The organism is Mucilaginibacter roseus (assembly GCF_021215455.1).
Classification (GTDB): domain Bacteria; phylum Bacteroidota; class Bacteroidia; order Sphingobacteriales; family Sphingobacteriaceae; genus Mucilaginibacter; species Mucilaginibacter roseus.
The window spans coordinates 134993-152914 of record NZ_JAJPWV010000005.1 but is presented as its reverse complement, the minus strand read 5'-3'; the positions used below and the strand labels follow the sequence as shown (position 1 = coordinate 152914).

The 17922-nt window shown below is 43.3% G+C and carries 15 protein-coding genes and 2 tRNA genes; 12 read left to right on the top strand and 5 right to left on the bottom strand.

What is annotated here, in order from left to right:
* Positions 1–48: 48 nt before the first annotated feature.
* Both LT679_RS15940 and LT679_RS15935 read left to right on the top strand, forming a co-directional pair.
* Entirely contained in the window at positions 49–927 is an 879-nt protein-coding gene (locus LT679_RS15940) for a YitT family protein (protein ID WP_232178662.1), read from the top strand.
* A gap of 13 nt (positions 928–940) precedes the next feature.
* Positions 941–1750: a carboxypeptidase-like regulatory domain-containing protein gene (locus LT679_RS15935; protein ID WP_232178661.1), complete on the top strand. Its 810-nt coding sequence runs from the start codon at positions 941–943 to the stop codon at positions 1748–1750.
* Between the two features lie 32 nt (positions 1751–1782).
* On the opposite strand, the gene LT679_RS15930 is transcribed toward LT679_RS15935, so the two are convergent.
* A complete protein-coding gene (locus LT679_RS15930) occupies positions 1783–2172 on the bottom strand; it encodes an RNA recognition motif domain-containing protein (RefSeq protein WP_232178660.1) in 390 nt (129 codons plus the stop codon).
* Positions 2173–2442: 270 nt separating this feature from the next.
* Between LT679_RS15930 and LT679_RS15925 the strand changes: the two genes are divergently transcribed.
* The 5 genes from LT679_RS15925 (at position 2443) to LT679_RS15905 (ending at position 9743) form a co-directional block, all read left to right on the top strand.
* Entirely contained in the window at positions 2443–4278 is a 1836-nt protein-coding gene (locus LT679_RS15925) for a 3-keto-disaccharide hydrolase (RefSeq protein ID WP_232178659.1), read from the top strand.
* A gap of 8 nt (positions 4279–4286) precedes the next feature.
* A complete protein-coding gene (locus LT679_RS15920; RefSeq protein WP_232178658.1) occupies positions 4287–6212 on the top strand; it encodes a c-type cytochrome in 1926 nt (641 codons plus the stop codon).
* Between the two features lie 10 nt (positions 6213–6222).
* On the top strand, positions 6223–6987 hold the full coding sequence (locus LT679_RS15915) for a 3-keto-disaccharide hydrolase (RefSeq protein ID WP_232178657.1): 765 nt from the start codon (positions 6223–6225) through the stop codon (positions 6985–6987).
* 299 nt (positions 6988–7286) lie between these two features.
* On the top strand, positions 7287–8507 hold the full coding sequence (locus LT679_RS15910; protein ID WP_232178656.1) for an endo-beta-N-acetylglucosaminidase H: 1221 nt from the start codon (positions 7287–7289) through the stop codon (positions 8505–8507).
* 78 nt (positions 8508–8585) lie between these two features.
* The gene (locus LT679_RS15905; RefSeq protein ID WP_232178655.1) at positions 8586–9743 is read left to right on the top strand and encodes a glycoside hydrolase family 76 protein; all 1158 of its coding nucleotides are present in this window, start codon (positions 8586–8588) and stop codon (positions 9741–9743) included.
* 140 nt (positions 9744–9883) lie between these two features.
* On the opposite strand, the gene LT679_RS15900 is transcribed toward LT679_RS15905, so the two are convergent.
* Positions 9884–10450, bottom strand: a complete 567-nt coding sequence (locus LT679_RS15900; RefSeq protein ID WP_232178654.1) for a hypothetical protein — start codon at positions 10448–10450, stop codon at positions 9884–9886.
* Between the two features lie 110 nt (positions 10451–10560).
* Here LT679_RS15900 and LT679_RS15895 point away from each other — a divergent pair, with 110 nt between their 5' ends.
* Positions 10561–11451, top strand: a complete 891-nt coding sequence (locus LT679_RS15895) for a winged helix family transcriptional regulator (protein WP_232178653.1) — start codon at positions 10561–10563, stop codon at positions 11449–11451.
* 377 nt (positions 11452–11828) lie between these two features.
* Complete coding sequence (locus LT679_RS15890; protein ID WP_232178652.1) at positions 11829–12080, top strand: hypothetical protein; 252 nt, start codon at positions 11829–11831, stop codon at positions 12078–12080.
* 297 nt (positions 12081–12377) lie between these two features.
* Here the strand turns inward: LT679_RS15890 and LT679_RS15885 are convergent.
* The 3 genes from LT679_RS15885 to LT679_RS15875 form a co-directional block, all read right to left on the bottom strand.
* Positions 12378–12463, bottom strand: a tRNA-Leu gene (locus LT679_RS15885).
* A gap of 49 nt (positions 12464–12512) precedes the next feature.
* Positions 12513–12588 (bottom strand) — tRNA-Gly (locus LT679_RS15880).
* A gap of 110 nt (positions 12589–12698) precedes the next feature.
* Positions 12699–13181, bottom strand: a complete 483-nt coding sequence (locus tag LT679_RS15875) for a regulatory protein RecX (RefSeq protein ID WP_232178651.1) — start codon at positions 13179–13181, stop codon at positions 12699–12701.
* Positions 13182–13245: 64 nt separating this feature from the next.
* Here LT679_RS15875 and LT679_RS15870 point away from each other — a divergent pair, with 64 nt between their 5' ends.
* The 3 genes from LT679_RS15870 to LT679_RS15860 all read left to right on the top strand — a co-directional run bounded on the left by LT679_RS15870 (position 13246) and on the right by LT679_RS15860 (position 17894).
* Positions 13246–15708: a bifunctional UDP-N-acetylmuramoyl-tripeptide:D-alanyl-D-alanine ligase/alanine racemase gene (locus LT679_RS15870; protein WP_232178650.1), complete on the top strand. Its 2463-nt coding sequence runs from the start codon at positions 13246–13248 to the stop codon at positions 15706–15708.
* Positions 15709–15730: 22 nt separating this feature from the next.
* Positions 15731–16342: a DUF502 domain-containing protein gene (locus LT679_RS15865; RefSeq protein WP_232178649.1), complete on the top strand. Its 612-nt coding sequence runs from the start codon at positions 15731–15733 to the stop codon at positions 16340–16342.
* A gap of 67 nt (positions 16343–16409) precedes the next feature.
* On the top strand, positions 16410–17894 hold the full coding sequence (locus LT679_RS15860) for a sodium:solute symporter (protein ID WP_232178648.1): 1485 nt from the start codon (positions 16410–16412) through the stop codon (positions 17892–17894).
* Positions 17895–17922: the final 28 nt, after the last annotated feature.

Genomic DNA, 17922 nt, shown 5'->3' with positions numbered 1-17922 from the left:
AGCAAAATTTAAGAATGGCTTTTAGGCTCAAAAAAGTTATATTTGGGAATGAAGAAAATGTCAACCTTCTCCAAAAGGACCATTATCAACAATACTATCCTGATTTTACTTGGTATTATTTCAGCAACCTTCGGCCTTAAAGGATTTCTACTTTCCAGCCATTTTATTGATGGCGGCGTAACCGGTATATCCATGCTGATCTCTAATATATTCGGCATACCAATCGCTATACTTATTTTTGTTATAAACGTACCGTTTTTGTGGTTAGGGTATAATAAGCTGGGCACACTATTCGCCGTAAAAAGCACAGCCGCTATTGCCGGGCTTTCGTTAGCGCTGGCTTTTATTAACGTACCTGATGTTACTTCAGATAAATTACTTACCGCCGTATTTGGTGGCTTGTTTATTGGCGTGGGTATAGCATTGGCTATCAGGGGCGGCGCGGTGTTGGATGGTACCGAGATAGCCGCTTTGTTAGTCAGCAAAAAGGCGCAGGTAGTTAAGGTTAACGACGTTATCCTGATTTTTAATGTAATCATATTCCTTACTGCGGCTAAGTTTCTGGGTGTTGAGTCGGCACTTTATTCTATTCTGACTTATCTTGCTGCCTCAAAAATGATTGATGTTATATTGAATGGTTTGGAACAATACACCGGCATAACTGTAATCTCAACCAAGAGCGAATTAATACGCCGCATCATTACCAACCAACTTGGCCGTGGCGTTACCATTTATCAGGGTAAAAGCGGCTATGGCAAGGATGGTGAGATTAACGATACCCGTGATATCGTGTTCACCGTAGCCACCCGGCTTGAGGTACCATCCATCAAACAAGTTATATTAGAGATAGACCCTAAGGCTTTCATCGTGCAGCAAAGTATTGAAGATACTACTGGCGGCTTATTAAAACGCAAGGGTTTACACTAATCAATTCTTTTTAATGAAAAAAATCCTGGCCTTATTATTTACACTGTTTTGTTACAGTGTTTCTTATGCCCAATTGGTTGAAGGTGTTGTGACCGATGCCGGTAGCGGGCAGCCATTGGCCTACGTTAACGTTGGTATAGTAGGTAAATCCATTGGTACTGTTACCGACGATAAGGGGCGTTATAAGCTCGATTTAAAAGGCAGTGTAAGCGATACGGTTAAAATATCTATGATAGGTTACAAGCCTTTTGTTTTGCTTTCATCTGCTTTCGCATCAGGCTATCAGGGTAAAACCGTGAAGCTCGAGGCTGATAACATCAAACTGAAAGAAGTAACGGTCAAGCCTAAAAAGTGGAAAACAGCTGTTTTGGGTAATACCACCAAATCTAAATCATCAAATTCAGGGTTTTCCAGCAGCAGGTTGGGGCATGAGCTTGGTCGCATCATCAAGATAAAGCGCTCGCCAACTTATCTTAAACGTTTCAACGCTTCCATATCATCCGGACCAGCAGACTCTGTTAAAATGCGCCTTAACTTTTACAGCGTGAAAAACGGTTTGCCCGATCAGATATTGCAGCACCAAAATATTTTTGTTACCCTGCACAATGGTGACGATGAGATAAGCGTAAACCTTGAACCTTATAATATTTACGTGGAAGACGACTTCTTTGTAAGCCTGGAGTGGATACAGTCGGCCAGGGGTGGCGTAATGTTTTCATCGAGCTTTTTAAGCGGTGCATTGGTATGGCGCGAAACAAGCCAGGCGCGCTGGGAGAGGGTTGGTGTTGGCGGTTTAGGTTTTAACGTAACGGTTGAATACTAAAATAGCCGCTTATCGCGGCTATCTGTCATGTCTTAAAATTGCTTACGTGGCCTTCTCGGTTTTGAGCCATCTTGTGATGGTGAACCACCGTAAGATGGCGATGGGCCTCGGCGCTCAACCTTAGCATAAGTAGGTGCCCTGAACCCCCCCGGCCTTTGTGGTTTCTTTGCCGGCTCAGCATCAGGTGGTACAATGTTTATCTTTAATTCTTTATCGCCGTAAGCTTTCCCTTGTAACGCCTCCATTATGCGTTCCGCACCTTCAATATCTGTAATTTCTAAAAATGAGTATCCCTTTGATTTTCTTGTTTGCCTGTCGCGTACCATTTTTATAGTAGCAACCTGCCCGTATGGACTTACAAGCTGAACGAGTTGCAGCTCATCCATAGTTAGCGGATGCCCGCCAATGAATAATTTGACCATTTGCCTTTTTTGTAATTAGTAGATGTAAACTCAAATATATAGTTTTTATTGCCAATAATCTTACTTAAGCTAAGGCTTTTTAGCGCCGGATTACTTTTTGATGGATTAGCGATGGCATGCTCAATTTCTACCTTGCCAATCCTGTTAAAATAACACTATCAAAGGTTAAAATGATACAATTCGCTTTAAATAAAATAGGCCAACTTTAGGATGTATCAAATTTACATGCATCTTTAAGCAATCGATTGCAAATAACCTTTATAACCCAAAATGAATAAATTAAAACGCATGTTGTGCAACGTGCCTGTTTTTTTGTGGATTTGCTTCCCGCTGGCAGTAATTGCACAATCAAATGGTCAGCAAAATAAGCTGCCGCTTACTGATCTATCTGCATTTAAGCTTGCCAAAAGCTGGCAAATAGCCGGCGATGTAATCATGAATCCCGAAAAAGCAGGCGCCTTAAGTATAGTTAAAGGCACAGGTGTGCTTGTTAATGTTTTTGATGAGAAAAAGAAGGGTGAAGACTTGCTAACCCAAATGCAGCATGGCGACATGGATATGGAAATGGATTACATGATGGCACGTGGTTCAAACTCCGGAATTTACCTGCAGGGATTATATGAAATTCAACTGGCAGATAGCTGGGGAGCAACTGACGCGAAAGCCAGTGATAACGGAGGGATTTATGAACGCTGGGATGATGCCCGTCCGGAAGGGCAGCGAGGTTACGACGGCCATGCGCCGAGGCAAAATGTAACACGAGCTCCAGGCGTTTGGCAGCATATTAAAATATCTTTTCAGGCGCCGAAGTTTGATGGTGCAGGTAAGAAAACTGAAAATGCACGTATTTTACTTGTTGAGCTAAATGGTATCAGGATTCAGGATAACGTTGAGCTGTCGGGCCCGACGCGGGGTGCGCTTAGTCAGCAGGAAACAGCCAACGGGCCGTTGCGGTTGCAGGGTGATCATGGTTCCGTAGCGTTTCGCAATATAAGCTACACACTATACAATAAGCCTCGCCCCGAACTGCTTAACCTTAACTATGCGGTTTATAAAGGTAAGTTTGATGGCGAGCCCGATTATAAAACAGCCGCTCCTGAAGCTAAGGGTACCTCTGTACTATTGTCATCAAACGTAAATACCCTGCAAAACGATTTCCTGATACATTATACCGGCGATATAAAAGTAGCGGAGCCGGGCGAATATTCTTTTAACCTAAGCGTTCCCGGTGGCAGCGGCATTATGCGTGTGGCAGGCAATCCCGTGGTAACCGTAAAAGAGAATGGCGGAACAGGTAAGGTAACGCTTAAAGCAGGTACAACACCGTTTGATCTGTATTACTCAAAGGTGGTAGACTGGGCCAGACCTGCTTTAGGTTTAGTAGTGGCCGGACCAGGCGTGCGCGAGTATTTGATAAGCGACGGCAATGTACCCTCATCAGACATGGTTGATCCGATACTGATCAACGTGACGGGCAAGAATTCGTTGCTGCGCTGTTTTATCGACCTCAGGGATGGAAAGCGTGTAACGCATGCCATCAATGTAGGCAGCAGTGCCCAGGTGCACTACACCTACGATGCCGATAATGGTATGCTGGTACAATTATGGCGCGGAGGCTTTTTAGATGCCACCCCAATGTGGCACGACCGCGGCGACGGATCATCGCGCGCTACCGGTTTTGCGCTGCAGTTCGGTAGTGCCAAACCGGCTATTAACAAGTTAAGTGATGCAACTGCTGCGTGGGGAAGTGATACTACAGGTACCGGTTTTAAAACCATTGGTTATAAGTTAGATAAGGATAAAAAACCAGCATTTAGCTACAGTATTTATGGTACTGTAGTAACCGACGCAACTACGGTTTTAGATGGCGGGCAAGGCATTGAACGCGTTATTGAATTGCAACAACCGGCTGATAAGCTTTATTATCGGGTTGTGGCTGCTGACAAGATCGAGGAAATAGGTAAAGGTTTGTATATCATCAACGACAAAAGCTATTATTTGCACTTGAGTGATGACAGCGGCAAACCAATTATACGCAACAGCGGGCTGCAAGAAGAGCTCATTGTACCTATCAGCAAAAAGTTAACTTATTCCATTCTTTTTTAATTATCAGCATGAACAATATTATTAAATATATAAAGGTTGGTTTGTTAAGCCTGTTGCTACCCGGTACATGTTTAGCACAAGCCGAATCACCAAAAGAGGACGACTATTTTAAGATAATGCGCGTGCCTGCTCCCGAAGGTAACATACTGGAGGTAGGTGGCTTATGCGTTATGCCTAACGGCAACCTGGCGGTATCAACTCGTCGTGGGGATATTTTCATTGTGGAGAATCCATCAAGCCAGCGGCCTTTTTTTCGCAAGTTTGCTTCGGGTTTGCATGAGGTTTTAGGTGTGGCTTACAAAAATGGCTCATTGTATTGCGTTCAGCGCGGCGAGTTAACTAAAATGACCGATACCGATATGGACGGTGTGGCCGATGAATTTAAAACTATTTATGCCTGGCCATTATCAGGTAACTATCACGAGTACAGCTTTGGCCCGAAGCTGGCTGCCGATGGATCTTTCTTTGTTACCCTCAATCTGGGTTTCCCGCCAATTTGGTGGATACCTAAAAGCATGGTGCCGTGGCGTGGCTGGGCGCTGCATATTTATGAAGATGGCCGGGTTGAACCATGGGCGGCAGGTATGCGCTCTCCCTGCGGTATCAGTATGATCGACAATGAATTATTTTATACGGATAATCAAGGCGATTGGGTAGGTTCAGGCAGTATCATGCAGGTTAAAAAGGGCTCATTTATGGGGCATCCGGCCAGTTTGGTTTGGTCAGGTTTGCCGGGCTCTCCGGTACAAATAACGTCTGAGCAGTTTTTTGCTAAAAACAAAATGCGCGAAGAGTTCGACAAAAATGGCAACCCGGTTAAACCGCAAAACATCGTGAATGAAAAGTTTAACACGGAATTCGAAATAAAGAAAGACTTCCCCCAGTTGCAATTGCCGGCTGTATGGTTGCCACACGGTATTTTAGGTATTTCAAATTCTGAGATCGTTAAGATTCCGGAAGGCGTATTTGGCCCGTTCCAGGGCCAGCTACTTGTAGGCGATCAGGGCCAGAGTATGGTAAGCCGCGTATTTATGGAAAAAGTAAACGGTGAGTATCAAGGCGTTGCCTGGCCGTTCCGCAGTGGCTTTCAGTCGGGAGTGGTAAGGTTGGCCTGGGGTAAGGACGGTTCTCTTTTCGCGGGCGAAACTAACCGCGGTTGGGGGTCGGCAGGCGAGGCTACTGAGGGCTTACAGCGTTTGGTATGGAATAACAAAGTGCCGTTTGAAATGCGTGCTATCCGCGCCATGCCTGATGGTTTTGAGATTGAGTTTACAAAACCAGTTGATCAAAAGACGGCCAGCGACATTGCCTCATACAACATTGAAAGTTACATCTATAAATACCATAGCGTTTACGGCAGCCCGCCGGTTAACGAGCAAAAATGCCCGATACTGGGTGTTAAGGTATCGGCAGACGGATTTAAAGCCCGCTTAATTGTAAGCAAGCTGCGCCGATATTATATTCATACAATCACGGTAGATGGCGTACGCGATGCTGAAAACTCTTATTCTTTGGTACATCCAACGGGTTATTATACGCTTAACAATATCCCGGAAGGGCCGAAGTTAAGTATGACAGGTGTAAGCACAAAGAATACTGCCGCCAAAAATGTTGTGGTAGCACCTAAAAAGGAGAGCAAGGGTACCGCCACCAAAACAGCTGCACCCGCTAAAGCACCCACTTATGCTGAAGTAAAAACGTTACTTACCAAAAACACTTGCCTGGCTTGCCATAATGCTAATACTCGCCAGGTTGGCCCGGCTTATGTTGAAGTGGCTAAGCGCAAGTATAGCGTTGAAGAAATTATGGAATTGATACGCGAGCCCAAACCAGAGCATTGGCCTGATTATTCAACGCCTATGCCACCTATGCCACAGGTACCTAAGGCTGAAGCCCGCAAAATTGCTCAATGGATAAAGTCGCTTGAAAAATAGATTTACAGTAATGAAAAGTCTCTATACAATTGGAATAGCCGGTTTATTTGCGCTGAACGCGCATGCGCAGAATGCAAAGCCCGAAGATACGGAGGTTTGGTCACCCGAACCAAAGATGGTAACACCCGCCAAAACGTTGGGCGGAGCACCTTCGGATGCTATTGTGCTATTTGACGGAAAAAACCTTGACGAATGGGTGTTACTAAATGATAGCACATCAACCCAAAAATGGAAACTTGCCAATGGCGCTATGACTGTTGATAAAACCAAAGGTGACCTGCGCACAAAACGAAACTTTACCGATTACCAGCTCCACATTGAGTACCAGATACCCATGGTTATACATGGCACCGGGCAGGGCAGGGGCAACAGCGGTATATTTTTAGCGGCGTTGCCCTGGGGTGCTGGTGGTTACGAACTGCAAGTGCTGGACAACTATCAGAATAAAACTTATGTAAATGGGCAGGTAGGTAGTATCTACAAGCAATCCATCCCGCTGGCTAACGCTGCGCGCAAACCGGGCGAGTGGCAAACCTATGATGTTATCTGGACCGCGCCACGTTTTAACGAGGATGGCAGCCTGAAATCGCCTGCGCGTGTTACCGCTATACATAACGGGGTGCTGGTGCAAAATAATTATATTTTAAAAGGAGATACGCCATACATCGGCCAACCGGCTTATAAAGCGCATGGGCCTGCGCCAATAAAGCTACAATCGCACGGCGACCCAAGCGAGCCTATCAGTTATCGAAATATCTGGGTGAGAGAGCTATAGTATATGCCAACTAAAATAAACGGCCGCTTTTTGTAAAGGCGGCCGTTTTTGTTTTAGCAAAATATAGCCTCTACTCTTTTTGTACATCGTGATGTAACCAAACGGTTGGCTTGTCCGTTTGAATAAACTATAACCAATTAAATTTCTTTCGGTGCCCGGCACCCTTGCTGTCAACGTGTTTGCATTATCGTATCTACCGGTTTAGGTAAACACACCTATTAAGCTAAATCAATTTGCCTATGGATAAACTAAGTTCTGCTCTTTACTAACCAAACCAATTAATCCAAAAAAACCAATTTATGAAAACAAACTTAGTATTTAAAAATGCTGTCGTTATGACGGCCGGAGCGCTTATGCTCTCAATTTCAGCCTGTAAAAAAGACGCGGCACCTGTTGTTGACGTGAATAAACAAGCACCTGTAAAAAGGTCGGATGCACTTGGTGCAAGCGGCCCCAAAAGCGTATGTTACGTTGAAGTGAATTACAATGATATACGTAATGTAGGCAACTACAAGCTCACAACAGGCGAGCAATTGTTTGATATCGGTATCATCTTCGCGGCTAACATCAATTACAATACATCAACTCAAACGGCTCAGCTTTATTTTAATCAGCAGGTTACCAATGTGCTAACTAATCGTAACACTTATATCCAACCATTGCAGGATAGGGGGATAAAAGTTTTACTGTCTATATTAGGTAATCACCAGGGAGCGGGTATTTGTAATTTTCCAAATCAGGCTGCCGCGCAGGCCTTCGCGCAGCAGTTAGCTAATGCCGTAAATACCTATAATCTGGATGGTATCGACTTTGACGATGAGTATGCCAATTATGGTGCTAATGGAACCGGGCAGCCTAATTCCAGCTCGTTTGTTTACTTGGTAACTGCCTTGCGTCAGTTGTTGCCTAACAAAATAATCTCATTTTATTATTATGGTCCTGCGGCTTCCCGATTATCCTATAACGGAGTAACAGTCGGTTCAAAAATTAATTATAGCTGGAATGCCATTTATGGCACGTACTCCGTACCCACAGTTCCAGGTTTAAGCGCGGCCAATCTTGGTCCGGCTGCGATTGACATTCAGGCAACCAGCTCAGCTACCGCGGCCAGCCTGGCTACGCAAACGGTGAATAACGGTTACGGCATTTACCTTACTTATAATTTGCCAAATACCGATGTGCATACCTATCTCTCCAGTTTTTCAAATGTTTTGTATGGCAAGGCCACGGTATACGATACCAGCCTGGGTACTGGCGTGCGCTTTTTTGCTGATGCTAATTATGGTGGCTATGGTACCGGCATTATCCCGAAAGGTACTTACACGCTTACCCAGCTCGAAAAATTTGGCTTTGTGAACGATTGGGCATCATCCATTAAAATACCAAGCGGTTGGACCGTGACGATGTATGCCGATAATAACTCGACCGGACAATCGTGGACGCTGACATCCAACAATTCAAACTTTACTACACTGTCACCTAACGCTAATGATGTAATTACATCAGTTAAAATTCAATAATACAAACGGTTAAAGCTTTTATATCACATAAAGGCTTTAACCGTTTTTTATCATCAACCAATTAAATTCAACTTACTTATGAAAAAGCAAACGCTTGTTTTGTGCTTATTATCTATTGTAATAACCGCGTTTTCAATAATGGGGTGCAAAAAGAATGAACCGCTAACAAAAGTCGGCGGGGCAGTGTCCAACGGTAATAAACGGACCGCGGCTATACCTACTCGAAGCGAAGCATTGTTAGCTATGCAGGTTTATAATAACAATTTTTACAATCAATATGGAACCTACGGGCCATCGTTCAAAGCTTATTATTGGAAAGACCTGAACCATAATGGCCGCATGGACTTCTGGACGCAGGCCGAAGCCATTGAGATGTTTATTGATGCTTACGATGCCAACCCCAGCCAGGATTTTAAGAACAAGATACATTACCTGTACAACGGCATGCGCGATGGTTACGGAACCAATTGGGCCAATAACGAATTTAATGATGACGTCATCTGGGGGGCGTTGATGTGCATCCGTGCTTATACTATTACCAATGATGGCGGTATGCTGGATATGGCTAAAGCCAACTTCGACTTGGTTTGGAACCGTGCCTGGGATACGCAACTGGGTGGAGGCCTATGGTGGAAAACGGATAAGCAATCCAAAAACGTTTGCGTAAACGCGCCCGCTGTTATTTGTGCCATGAAGATATACCAGGCAACCGGTAATGCCGACTATAAAACCAAAGCCAAAATGATTATGGATTGGATGGTGGGTATGTTCTATGTCTCAAACGGCGAGGTTAAGGGGGCTGTTAACGCAGCTAATGTGATCACCGAAGGTACACGTACTTATACCCAAGGAACCTTTATAGGTGCCTGCGATATTTTGCGCAGCTACTATCCGGCGGTAAATTATACAACCATGGCAAACAATGTAATGAATTATACCAAAAACAATATGTGTAACTCGGCGGGCATACTACCTGATGAATATGATACAGGCGACACGCAAGGATTTAAAGGAATATTCGCACGCTGGGCTTGTATTTACGTAGCATCGGCCGGACTGCAGGGTACCTACGGGCAATGGCTCGACAATAATGCTACAGCCGCCTGGGCAGCACGCAATTCAAACGGTTTGATGTGGGGTAAATGGGGAATCCGTACGCCTGACACCGGTGTGCTTAACTCCTTCGAAACGCATAACGGCGTCTCTATGCTGAATAATGTATACCGATATCACTAATGTCATATAAACACTGAGGCGCTTATTAAAAGCGCTTCAGTGTTTATATGTATCGGTTTGCACCTGATTTGTATTTACTTATTTTGATTGTTTAACCCGTTTTATAGTTGCCAACAATTCACTATACGCTAAATAACAGCTTAGCAACCACCTTTGCGAGGTGCGCGTTCATAAATTACTTTACCGTCATATTTCACGTAGTCGCCTGATATAATTGGATAGGAATATTTAGGTGCGTGTGATACGCTATGACTCCTGATAATTATCCTGTCGTTAATTTTCAGGTTGTACAATTGTTTAAATTCGCCATTAAATGTTAAAAAATTTACGAAAGTCTTTTCAGTTCCAAAACTAAGTATATAATCTTCATTATTGATCTTTACCATCAGTCCGAAACCTAATGATGAATTTGGTGGAAGCGATAGTGAGGTTATAACTGCATCCATATCGCTGTAATCCTTAATATCCGCTCTTACTTTCTCAGAGGCGTCAAATACCTTTCTACCTTCGGCAGAGGCTTTCCATTCTTTGTACTTTATGCCATCAGGTGTAGCCTCCCATCTTTTTAGTGCAGCTTCCTTTTCGGTAGCGGTTAGCGGCTTCGAGGTTGTTTTTTTTAAAGGCTCGTCTTTTACCTCATCATTAGCAAATACAAGCCCGCTTACCACCACCAGCGGTAAAACGAGCGCATAAATGATTTTTTTCATATTTTTATATTTTATCGATTTGATACAACGAAACTACGCTGATAGCTGCCCATCTGAATTATCCGTATTGTAAATAAAAATGTAAACTTTGTAAATAAAATATTGACACTATGGTTGATAGCCGAAATCTGATTTCCGGAAAGCGTAAGTATTTGTTAGTATCGATAACGCTTTTGTTTATCGCCGTGATAAGCGTTGCTTTCTGTTTGGCAGATGTTAGCGACTTCGACCTCGCACGGAGAGAGGTTTTGCTCCGCAGGGTAGGGCACGAAGTGCTATTACAGTCGGGCGACAGTACATCAAGGGTTTTACCGGTAAAAAAAATTTCGGCAGATGAATACCAGATCAGTTTCGAAAATAAACTTACTTTTCAACCGGCCCTTATGGTAAATACTGCCAGTCGTTTGCTGGCCAATGACCCGATCTCCAAAGATTTTGTTGTTAATGTTTTTAATCAGGGTACTAACGATGTAGTTTATGGATTTGCGATATCAAAAAATAAACAAGATGATATTGTGTCCTGTAAAGGGAGAAATCAGCCCCGGGCAAATTACGTGATCGATGTTAAATTTAAGCCTACGGGGATAACTGTGATAAAAAACGGATATGTTTTGGCCGGTTTCCCATTTTTAGCATTTGTTGGGTTTGTATTATTCAGATCTGTAAAACTTAAAAACACAATTACCAACGCCCCGGCCGACGAAATATTAACTTTGGGAGCGGTAGCGTTTGACACCCGCAACCGTAAACTTATAATAGACGGACAGGCTACAGACCTCACCGGGACCGAAACACGCCTGCTCCGCATTTTCGCGATATCTCCCAACTGTACCATTGAGCGCAACCGCCTTCAAAAAGAGATATGGGAGGATGAGGGTGTTATTGTTGGCCGAAGTTTAGACATGTTTATATCTAAACTCAGAAAAAAATTGGATCCCGATCCCAATATCAATATTGTGGTTGTAAGGGGTAAAGGTTATAAGCTTGAGGTTAGCGTTTAAAAGGGATAATAACCCAGGTTTTAAAAGCAAGCATTTACCCTGTTCAGAATTAAAGGTACCTCTTCCGATATTTGTATGGACGATGTCAAGATTAGGTCACCTCATCTCAACTCATGAAAAAATGCCGCCTGACATATCTCTCAATAATTGAAAATCGTGCGAATATGCTGGTTTTTAGTTGTTTATATTGAATTACACACAAATGATGTGTTGTGAATTGAGTTCACATGATTCTCAAATATAATAAATCACAACATTGTGAATTAAAAATCGTTATAATGACATGTTTGTTTTATTAATCGAAGGTTAATATTTAATATTATTTGCTTCGGTTAGCATAGGAAACTTAATGTTTAACATAAATTAATTTACAAATCATGAAAAAGATCATTCTTTCAGCAATGTTTGCTTTGGCGACTGTAGCCTTCATGCCATCGTCATCTAAAGCTCAAACTAAACCAACCGCGCAATCCGGCACTAACAGGGCAATGATTGCACCGGAACCGACCAACGCTTTAGCCGCATGGTCAATGGCGTATCAATATGCTATGACACATGGCTGGGGGCAAGAGGACTCCCTATGGTGGGCAAATGCTCAGATGAAGATTTGGATCAGCAAGCATAGTTAACACTAAAAAGCGGTGACGGGTTAATGACCGCCACCGCTTTTTTGATTGATTTACATGCCGAACTCAACATATAATCGATAGACAAGACATGAGTCATAACTTCCAAAGAAAACAAACGATTGATTAATCGCCCAACGTTTATTTAGCCATAATACTGAACTAAAGCTGAACATTTCTGCTTAGATTTTGCATCTTGGAGTGTCCTCGCGTGTAAACTTAATTAGCCGGCAGGGAATTTCTCGTAAGAGATTGGTTTTAAAAATAAAAAGCACGAAGTAAAAATACTCCGTGCTTTTGTACCTGGGGCGGGAATCGAACCCGCACTCGCTTTAAGGCGAACAGGATTTTAAGTCCTGCGTGTCTACCAGTTCCACCACCCAGGCAGGTGATTAACCTTTTAAAAATAAATCCCTTCTGGTTAAAAGAAGGGATTGGAGCGAAAGACGAGATTCGAACTCGCGACCCCGACCTTGGCAAGGTCGTGCTCTACCAACTGAGCTACTTTCGCAATTTGTTTTGCTCACAATCTGCCGCCGTATTCCGTTTGCTGATTGTGGTTGCAAAGATAGAGAGAAAACCGTTTCCTGCAAGTAAAAAGTATAAAAAGTTTAAAGTTTTTTATAACTCGCTGTTTTTCAAAATATCTAAAATTAAATCGCTTTCAAAACCCCGGCTCATGGCGTATTGCTGCAGCTTATACCGGCGTTTTAACGGGTGCTTTTCTTTTACCAATGCAGCCTTTTTTTGTAATAACTGCTGCAACGTGGTCATGTAATCATCCAGATCAATCCCGGCAAGGGCTTTTTTAATGAGCACATCAGGTACGCGCTTTAACTTGAGGCCTTGCTTTATTTTAATTTTACCCCAGTGTTTTTGGTTGAATTTGCTTTTGGCATAAACACGTGCGAAGCGCTCCTCATTCAAAAAATTTTCTGTGATCAGTCTGCTGATCACTATCTCGATAATACGACCGGCAACACCCCATTCGTACATTTTGTCGCGAACTTCCTGCTGTGAGCGTTCCTGGTAGGCGCAATAACGCATAGCCTTGGTAAGGGCAGTATTTTCGTCGGTAATTTTAATTGGATTATCGCGTTCCATTTCAAAAGCAAAATTCGCTAAATTTTCTTCTATTAAGCAGAAATATAAGCAACTTAGCATTGTGATGTACAAAAGCCGATATACTACCAGCCAGGTTAAACAAATATTAAATGCCACAGGTGATGTGGTTAATAATAACAACATCAGTCTTTTAATAACGGATAGCCGCCGCATCAGCAACCCGTCCGGGGGCTTGTTCTTCGCGCTAAGCGGCAGGCGCAACGGTCATGAGTTTGTTGCTGAGGCCTATAATGCAGGCGTGCGTGATTTTGTATTGAGTGCAACTCCGCAAGGTTATTTTCCCGAAGCTAATTTACTGATAGTTGATGATGTGTTGGCAGCACTGCAACATTTGGCCGCTCAGCACCGTGCTGAATTTAACTTGCCGGTAATTGGCGTGACTGGCAGTAACGGTAAAACCATTGTAAAGGAGTGGTTATACCAGTTAATGTCACCCGATAAAAACATTGTACGCAACCCTAAAAGCTATAACTCCCAAATAGGGGTACCGCTATCGGTATGGCAGATCAACGAAAAGAATGATCTGGGAATATTTGAGGCCGGCGTATCAACCACAGGCGAGATGGATAAGCTTGAAGCAATCATTCATCCGGAAATAGGCGTGCTCACGCATATTGGGTCGGCGCATGACGAGGGCTTTGCTGATCGTGATGAAAAGGTAGCCGAAAAACTCAGGTTGTTTAAACACAGCCGCTTGCTGGTTTACAACTACGAACAAATGCTCGATTATAAAAAGCTTATTACCACGCCCGAAACGTTTGTATGGAGCCGCAAATTCAACCAGGCTGACCTATATGTTTTTAGTGAGGCGCTAATCGCTAAAAACTATTACATGCGGGCAATTTATAAGGGTAAGGAGATAGAGTGCATTATTCCTTTCAGGGATGAAGCATCTATTGAAAATGCAGTTATCTGCTGGGCAACAATGCTGGCTATGGGATATGATCCGGCGGTAGCCGATGATCGCCTGGAGCGGCTGGCACCGGTAAGCATGCGCTTGGAATTGAAGAATGGTATTAACGATTGCTCAGTTATTGATGATACGTATAATTCTGATATACAGTCGCTTGAAATTGCGCTTAACTTTCTGAGTCAACAAAATCAGCATCAGAAAAAGACCGTGATCCTGTCGGATATTTACCAGTCGGGTTTGCAGCAAGATGTGCTGTACAAACAGGTAGCCGAACTGGTAAAAGCCCGTAAGGTGGATAAGTTTATCGGCATCGGTCCATCAATTTCAGGCTATCGCGATAATTTTGAAGTGGCCGAAAAACATTTTTATCCTGATACCACCAGCTTTTTAACGCACCTGCAAACCCAGCAATACCGTAACGAAACTATTTTGGTAAAAGGCTCGCGCAGTTTTGAGTTTGAGCGCATAAGCCGGGTATTAGTGCAAAAGGCGCATGAAACGGTGATGGAAATAAACCTGAACGCCATGCTGAATAACCTTAACCATTACCGCTCAAAGTTAAAGCCCGGCGTAAAGGTTATGGCTATGGTTAAGGCGTTCTCATACGGCAGCGGTACTTACGAGCTGGCCAATGTGCTGCAATACAATAAGGTTGATTACCTGGCCGTGGCTTACGTCGATGAAGGCGTGGCCTTGCGCCAGGCGGGTATAACTTTGCCGATAGTTGTTTTAAACACTGAGGTTGGAGCTTTTGAAAAGCTGACTAGCTTTAAACTTGAACCGGTTATTTACAGTTTTGGCTTGTTTGATGAATTTATAAAATTTGTGCAGGATAGCAATATCTTCAACTACCCGGTGCACATCAAGATAGATACGGGCATGCACCGACTTGGTTTTGAAAATTTTGAAGTGGAAACGCTGTGCGATATGCTCGAGGAAAATCAATACATACGGGTGCAGTCGGTATTCTCACATCTGGTAGCCAGCGATACGGCAGAACATGACTTGTTTACCCTGAAACAGATCAATTCATTTGAGAAAGCCTACACCGATATTGAAGACGCTTTAGGTTATAAAGTGATCAAGCACATCTGCAATACCTCGGGCATTACACGCTGGCCGCAGGCACAGTACGATATGGTGAGGCTGGGCATTGGCCTTTATGGTGTTGATGGCGCCATACCTGCCGATGATGGTGTGCTTCAACCCATAGCCACGTTAAAGACAAGTATCTCGCAGGTGAAAAAAATTATTGCCGGCGAAACGGTGAGCTACATGCGGAATGGTAGTTTGGCTAAAGACGGCCGAATAGCTACTGTGCGCATTGGCTATGCCGATGGTTACCTGCGGGCTTTTGGCAATGGAGTAGGGTGTATGCTGGTTAATGGTGTGTTGGCTCCGACCGTAGGCAACATCACGATGGATATGTGTATGATCGACGTAAGCCAGGTAGAAGTGAAGGAGGGCGACGAAGTGATCGTTTTTAACGACAAGCTGCGCATCGAAGAGTTAGCCAAACAGATAGGCACCATTCCTTATGAAATACTCACCAATATTTCGCAAAGGGTAAAAAGGGTGTATTTTTACGAGTGATTTTGTTACTTAGCTCTGCATTATGAAAAAATTAGCCGGTGCCATATTAAACTACTTCATCAAAGGCTTGCTCGTGGTAGTACCTTTGGGCGCGGCTTTCTTTTTAATATTCTGGGCTGTATCAAGCATTGATAATGCGCTTAACCTGAGCGACGTATTCTGGACGGATAAACATGGCAAACCTGTTTACATACCGGGATTGGGCATTTTAAACGTCTTGGTTATCATCCTGATAGCAGGCATATTGGTTACCAACGTAATTACCGACCCTATTAAACGCTGGATGAGCCGCTGGCTCAACCGCTTACCTCTTTTCAAGTTTCTGTATTCATCCATCAAAGATTTAACAGAGGCTTTTGTGGGCGAAGAAAAGAAATTCAGCGAACCGGTTTTAGTTGAGGTAAATGAATTTGGCCTGAAAAAGATAGGTTTTTTAGTTAAGAAGGACTTAAGCTCCATCGATCTGCCGGGCGAAGTTGCCGTTTATTTCCCGCTATCCTATTCATTTGCGGGGCAGGTGGTTATCATCCCGAACGACAAAGTTAAACCCATCAACAAAAACGCTGCCGAAGTGATGAAGTTCGTAGTATCGGGCGGTGTGAGCGGGCTGGATGATCATCACAAAACGCATTAAACTTTACTCGTCTTGTTAAAGTAACCGAAAAATTTATACATTCGGATGTAACTAAAACAACATCTGCATGTCACCAGCTATACTGCTTTCGTTCATCATCGGGTACTTTTTGGTGCTTATTGTAATTTCATGGCTAACCTCGCGCAACTCAGCCGATAATGATACCTTTTTTGTGGCCAACCGCAACTCTAAATGGTACCTGGTAGCTTTCGGTATGATCGGTACGGCGCTGAGCGGTGTTACCTTTATATCTGTACCGGGCAAAGTAGGGGCACCCTCGGGCGATGAGTTTGCATACTTTCAGTTTGTGCTGGGTAACGCAGCCGGTTTTGTTATTATCGCCACGGTATTGCTGCCTTTATATTATCGGCTTAAGCTTACATCAATTTACAGTTATATAGAAGGCGCATTAGGTACCTGGAGTTACAAAACAGCCGCAGGTATATTCTTAATCAGTCGCACTATTGGCTCGGCATTTCGCCTGTACCTGGTGGTAATTGTATTACAACGCTTTATTTTTGATGCGTACCATGTGCCTTTTGCCGCTACAGTGCTCATCTGTCTTTTGCTTATATGGTCGTACACCTTTAAGGGGGGGCTAAAAACCATCATCATAACGGATAGCTTACAAACCTTGTTCCTGGTGTCATCCGTTTTTTTGTCCATTTACTTTATTTGCGATAGCCTGGATATGTCTGTTTTTCAGGCTGCTGATGAAATTGCCAAGAGCAGTTACTCAAAAATATTCTTCTTTGATGATTTTGTAACCAGCAAATTTCACTTCAGTAAGCAGTTTTTAGGCGGACTGTTTATTACAGTGGCCATGACGGGCCTTGATCAGGATCTGATGCAAAAAAATCTAAGCCTCAAAAATATCCACGAAGCGCAGAAGAATATGTTTAGCTTCACCAGCATATTTGTGGTGATCAATATCTTCTTCCTGAGTGTTGGCGCTTTGCTTTATATCTATGCTAATAAATACGGCATCACGGTAGAAAAAACAGATTACCTATATCCAACCATAGCATTAAATTACCTGGGTTTGGTACCGGCCATTGTATTTATGCTCGGCTTAACCGCGGCAACTTTCGCCACTACCGATTCGGCGCTTACGGCGCTAACTACTTCCTTCTGCGTGGATTTCCTGAATTTTAATAAGAAGCAGGATGTAAACAGCAAGCGGAATGTAGCCATCAGGCATTACGTGCATATTGCTTTTTCGGGCTTGATGTTTTTAACTATTCTTGTTTTTAATTCGATAAACAATGATGCGGTAGTAAGTGCCATATTTACGGTAGCATCATATACATACGGGCCTTTGTTGGGTTTGTATTCCTTTGGTTTGTTTATGAGCGGCAGGCAGGTTAGTGATAAGCTGGTACCTTTTATTTGCCTTATTTCCCCGGCTATTTGCTTCTACCTAAAAACATATTCTGCCGAACTATTTAGCGGCTACGTGTTCGATAACGAACTGATCATTGTTAACGGATTAATAACCTTTGCCGGGTTATTGTTAACGTCAAAAGCCAAAACAAAAGTGGCCGCTTTATAATTATATTTTCCTAACTATATATGTGATT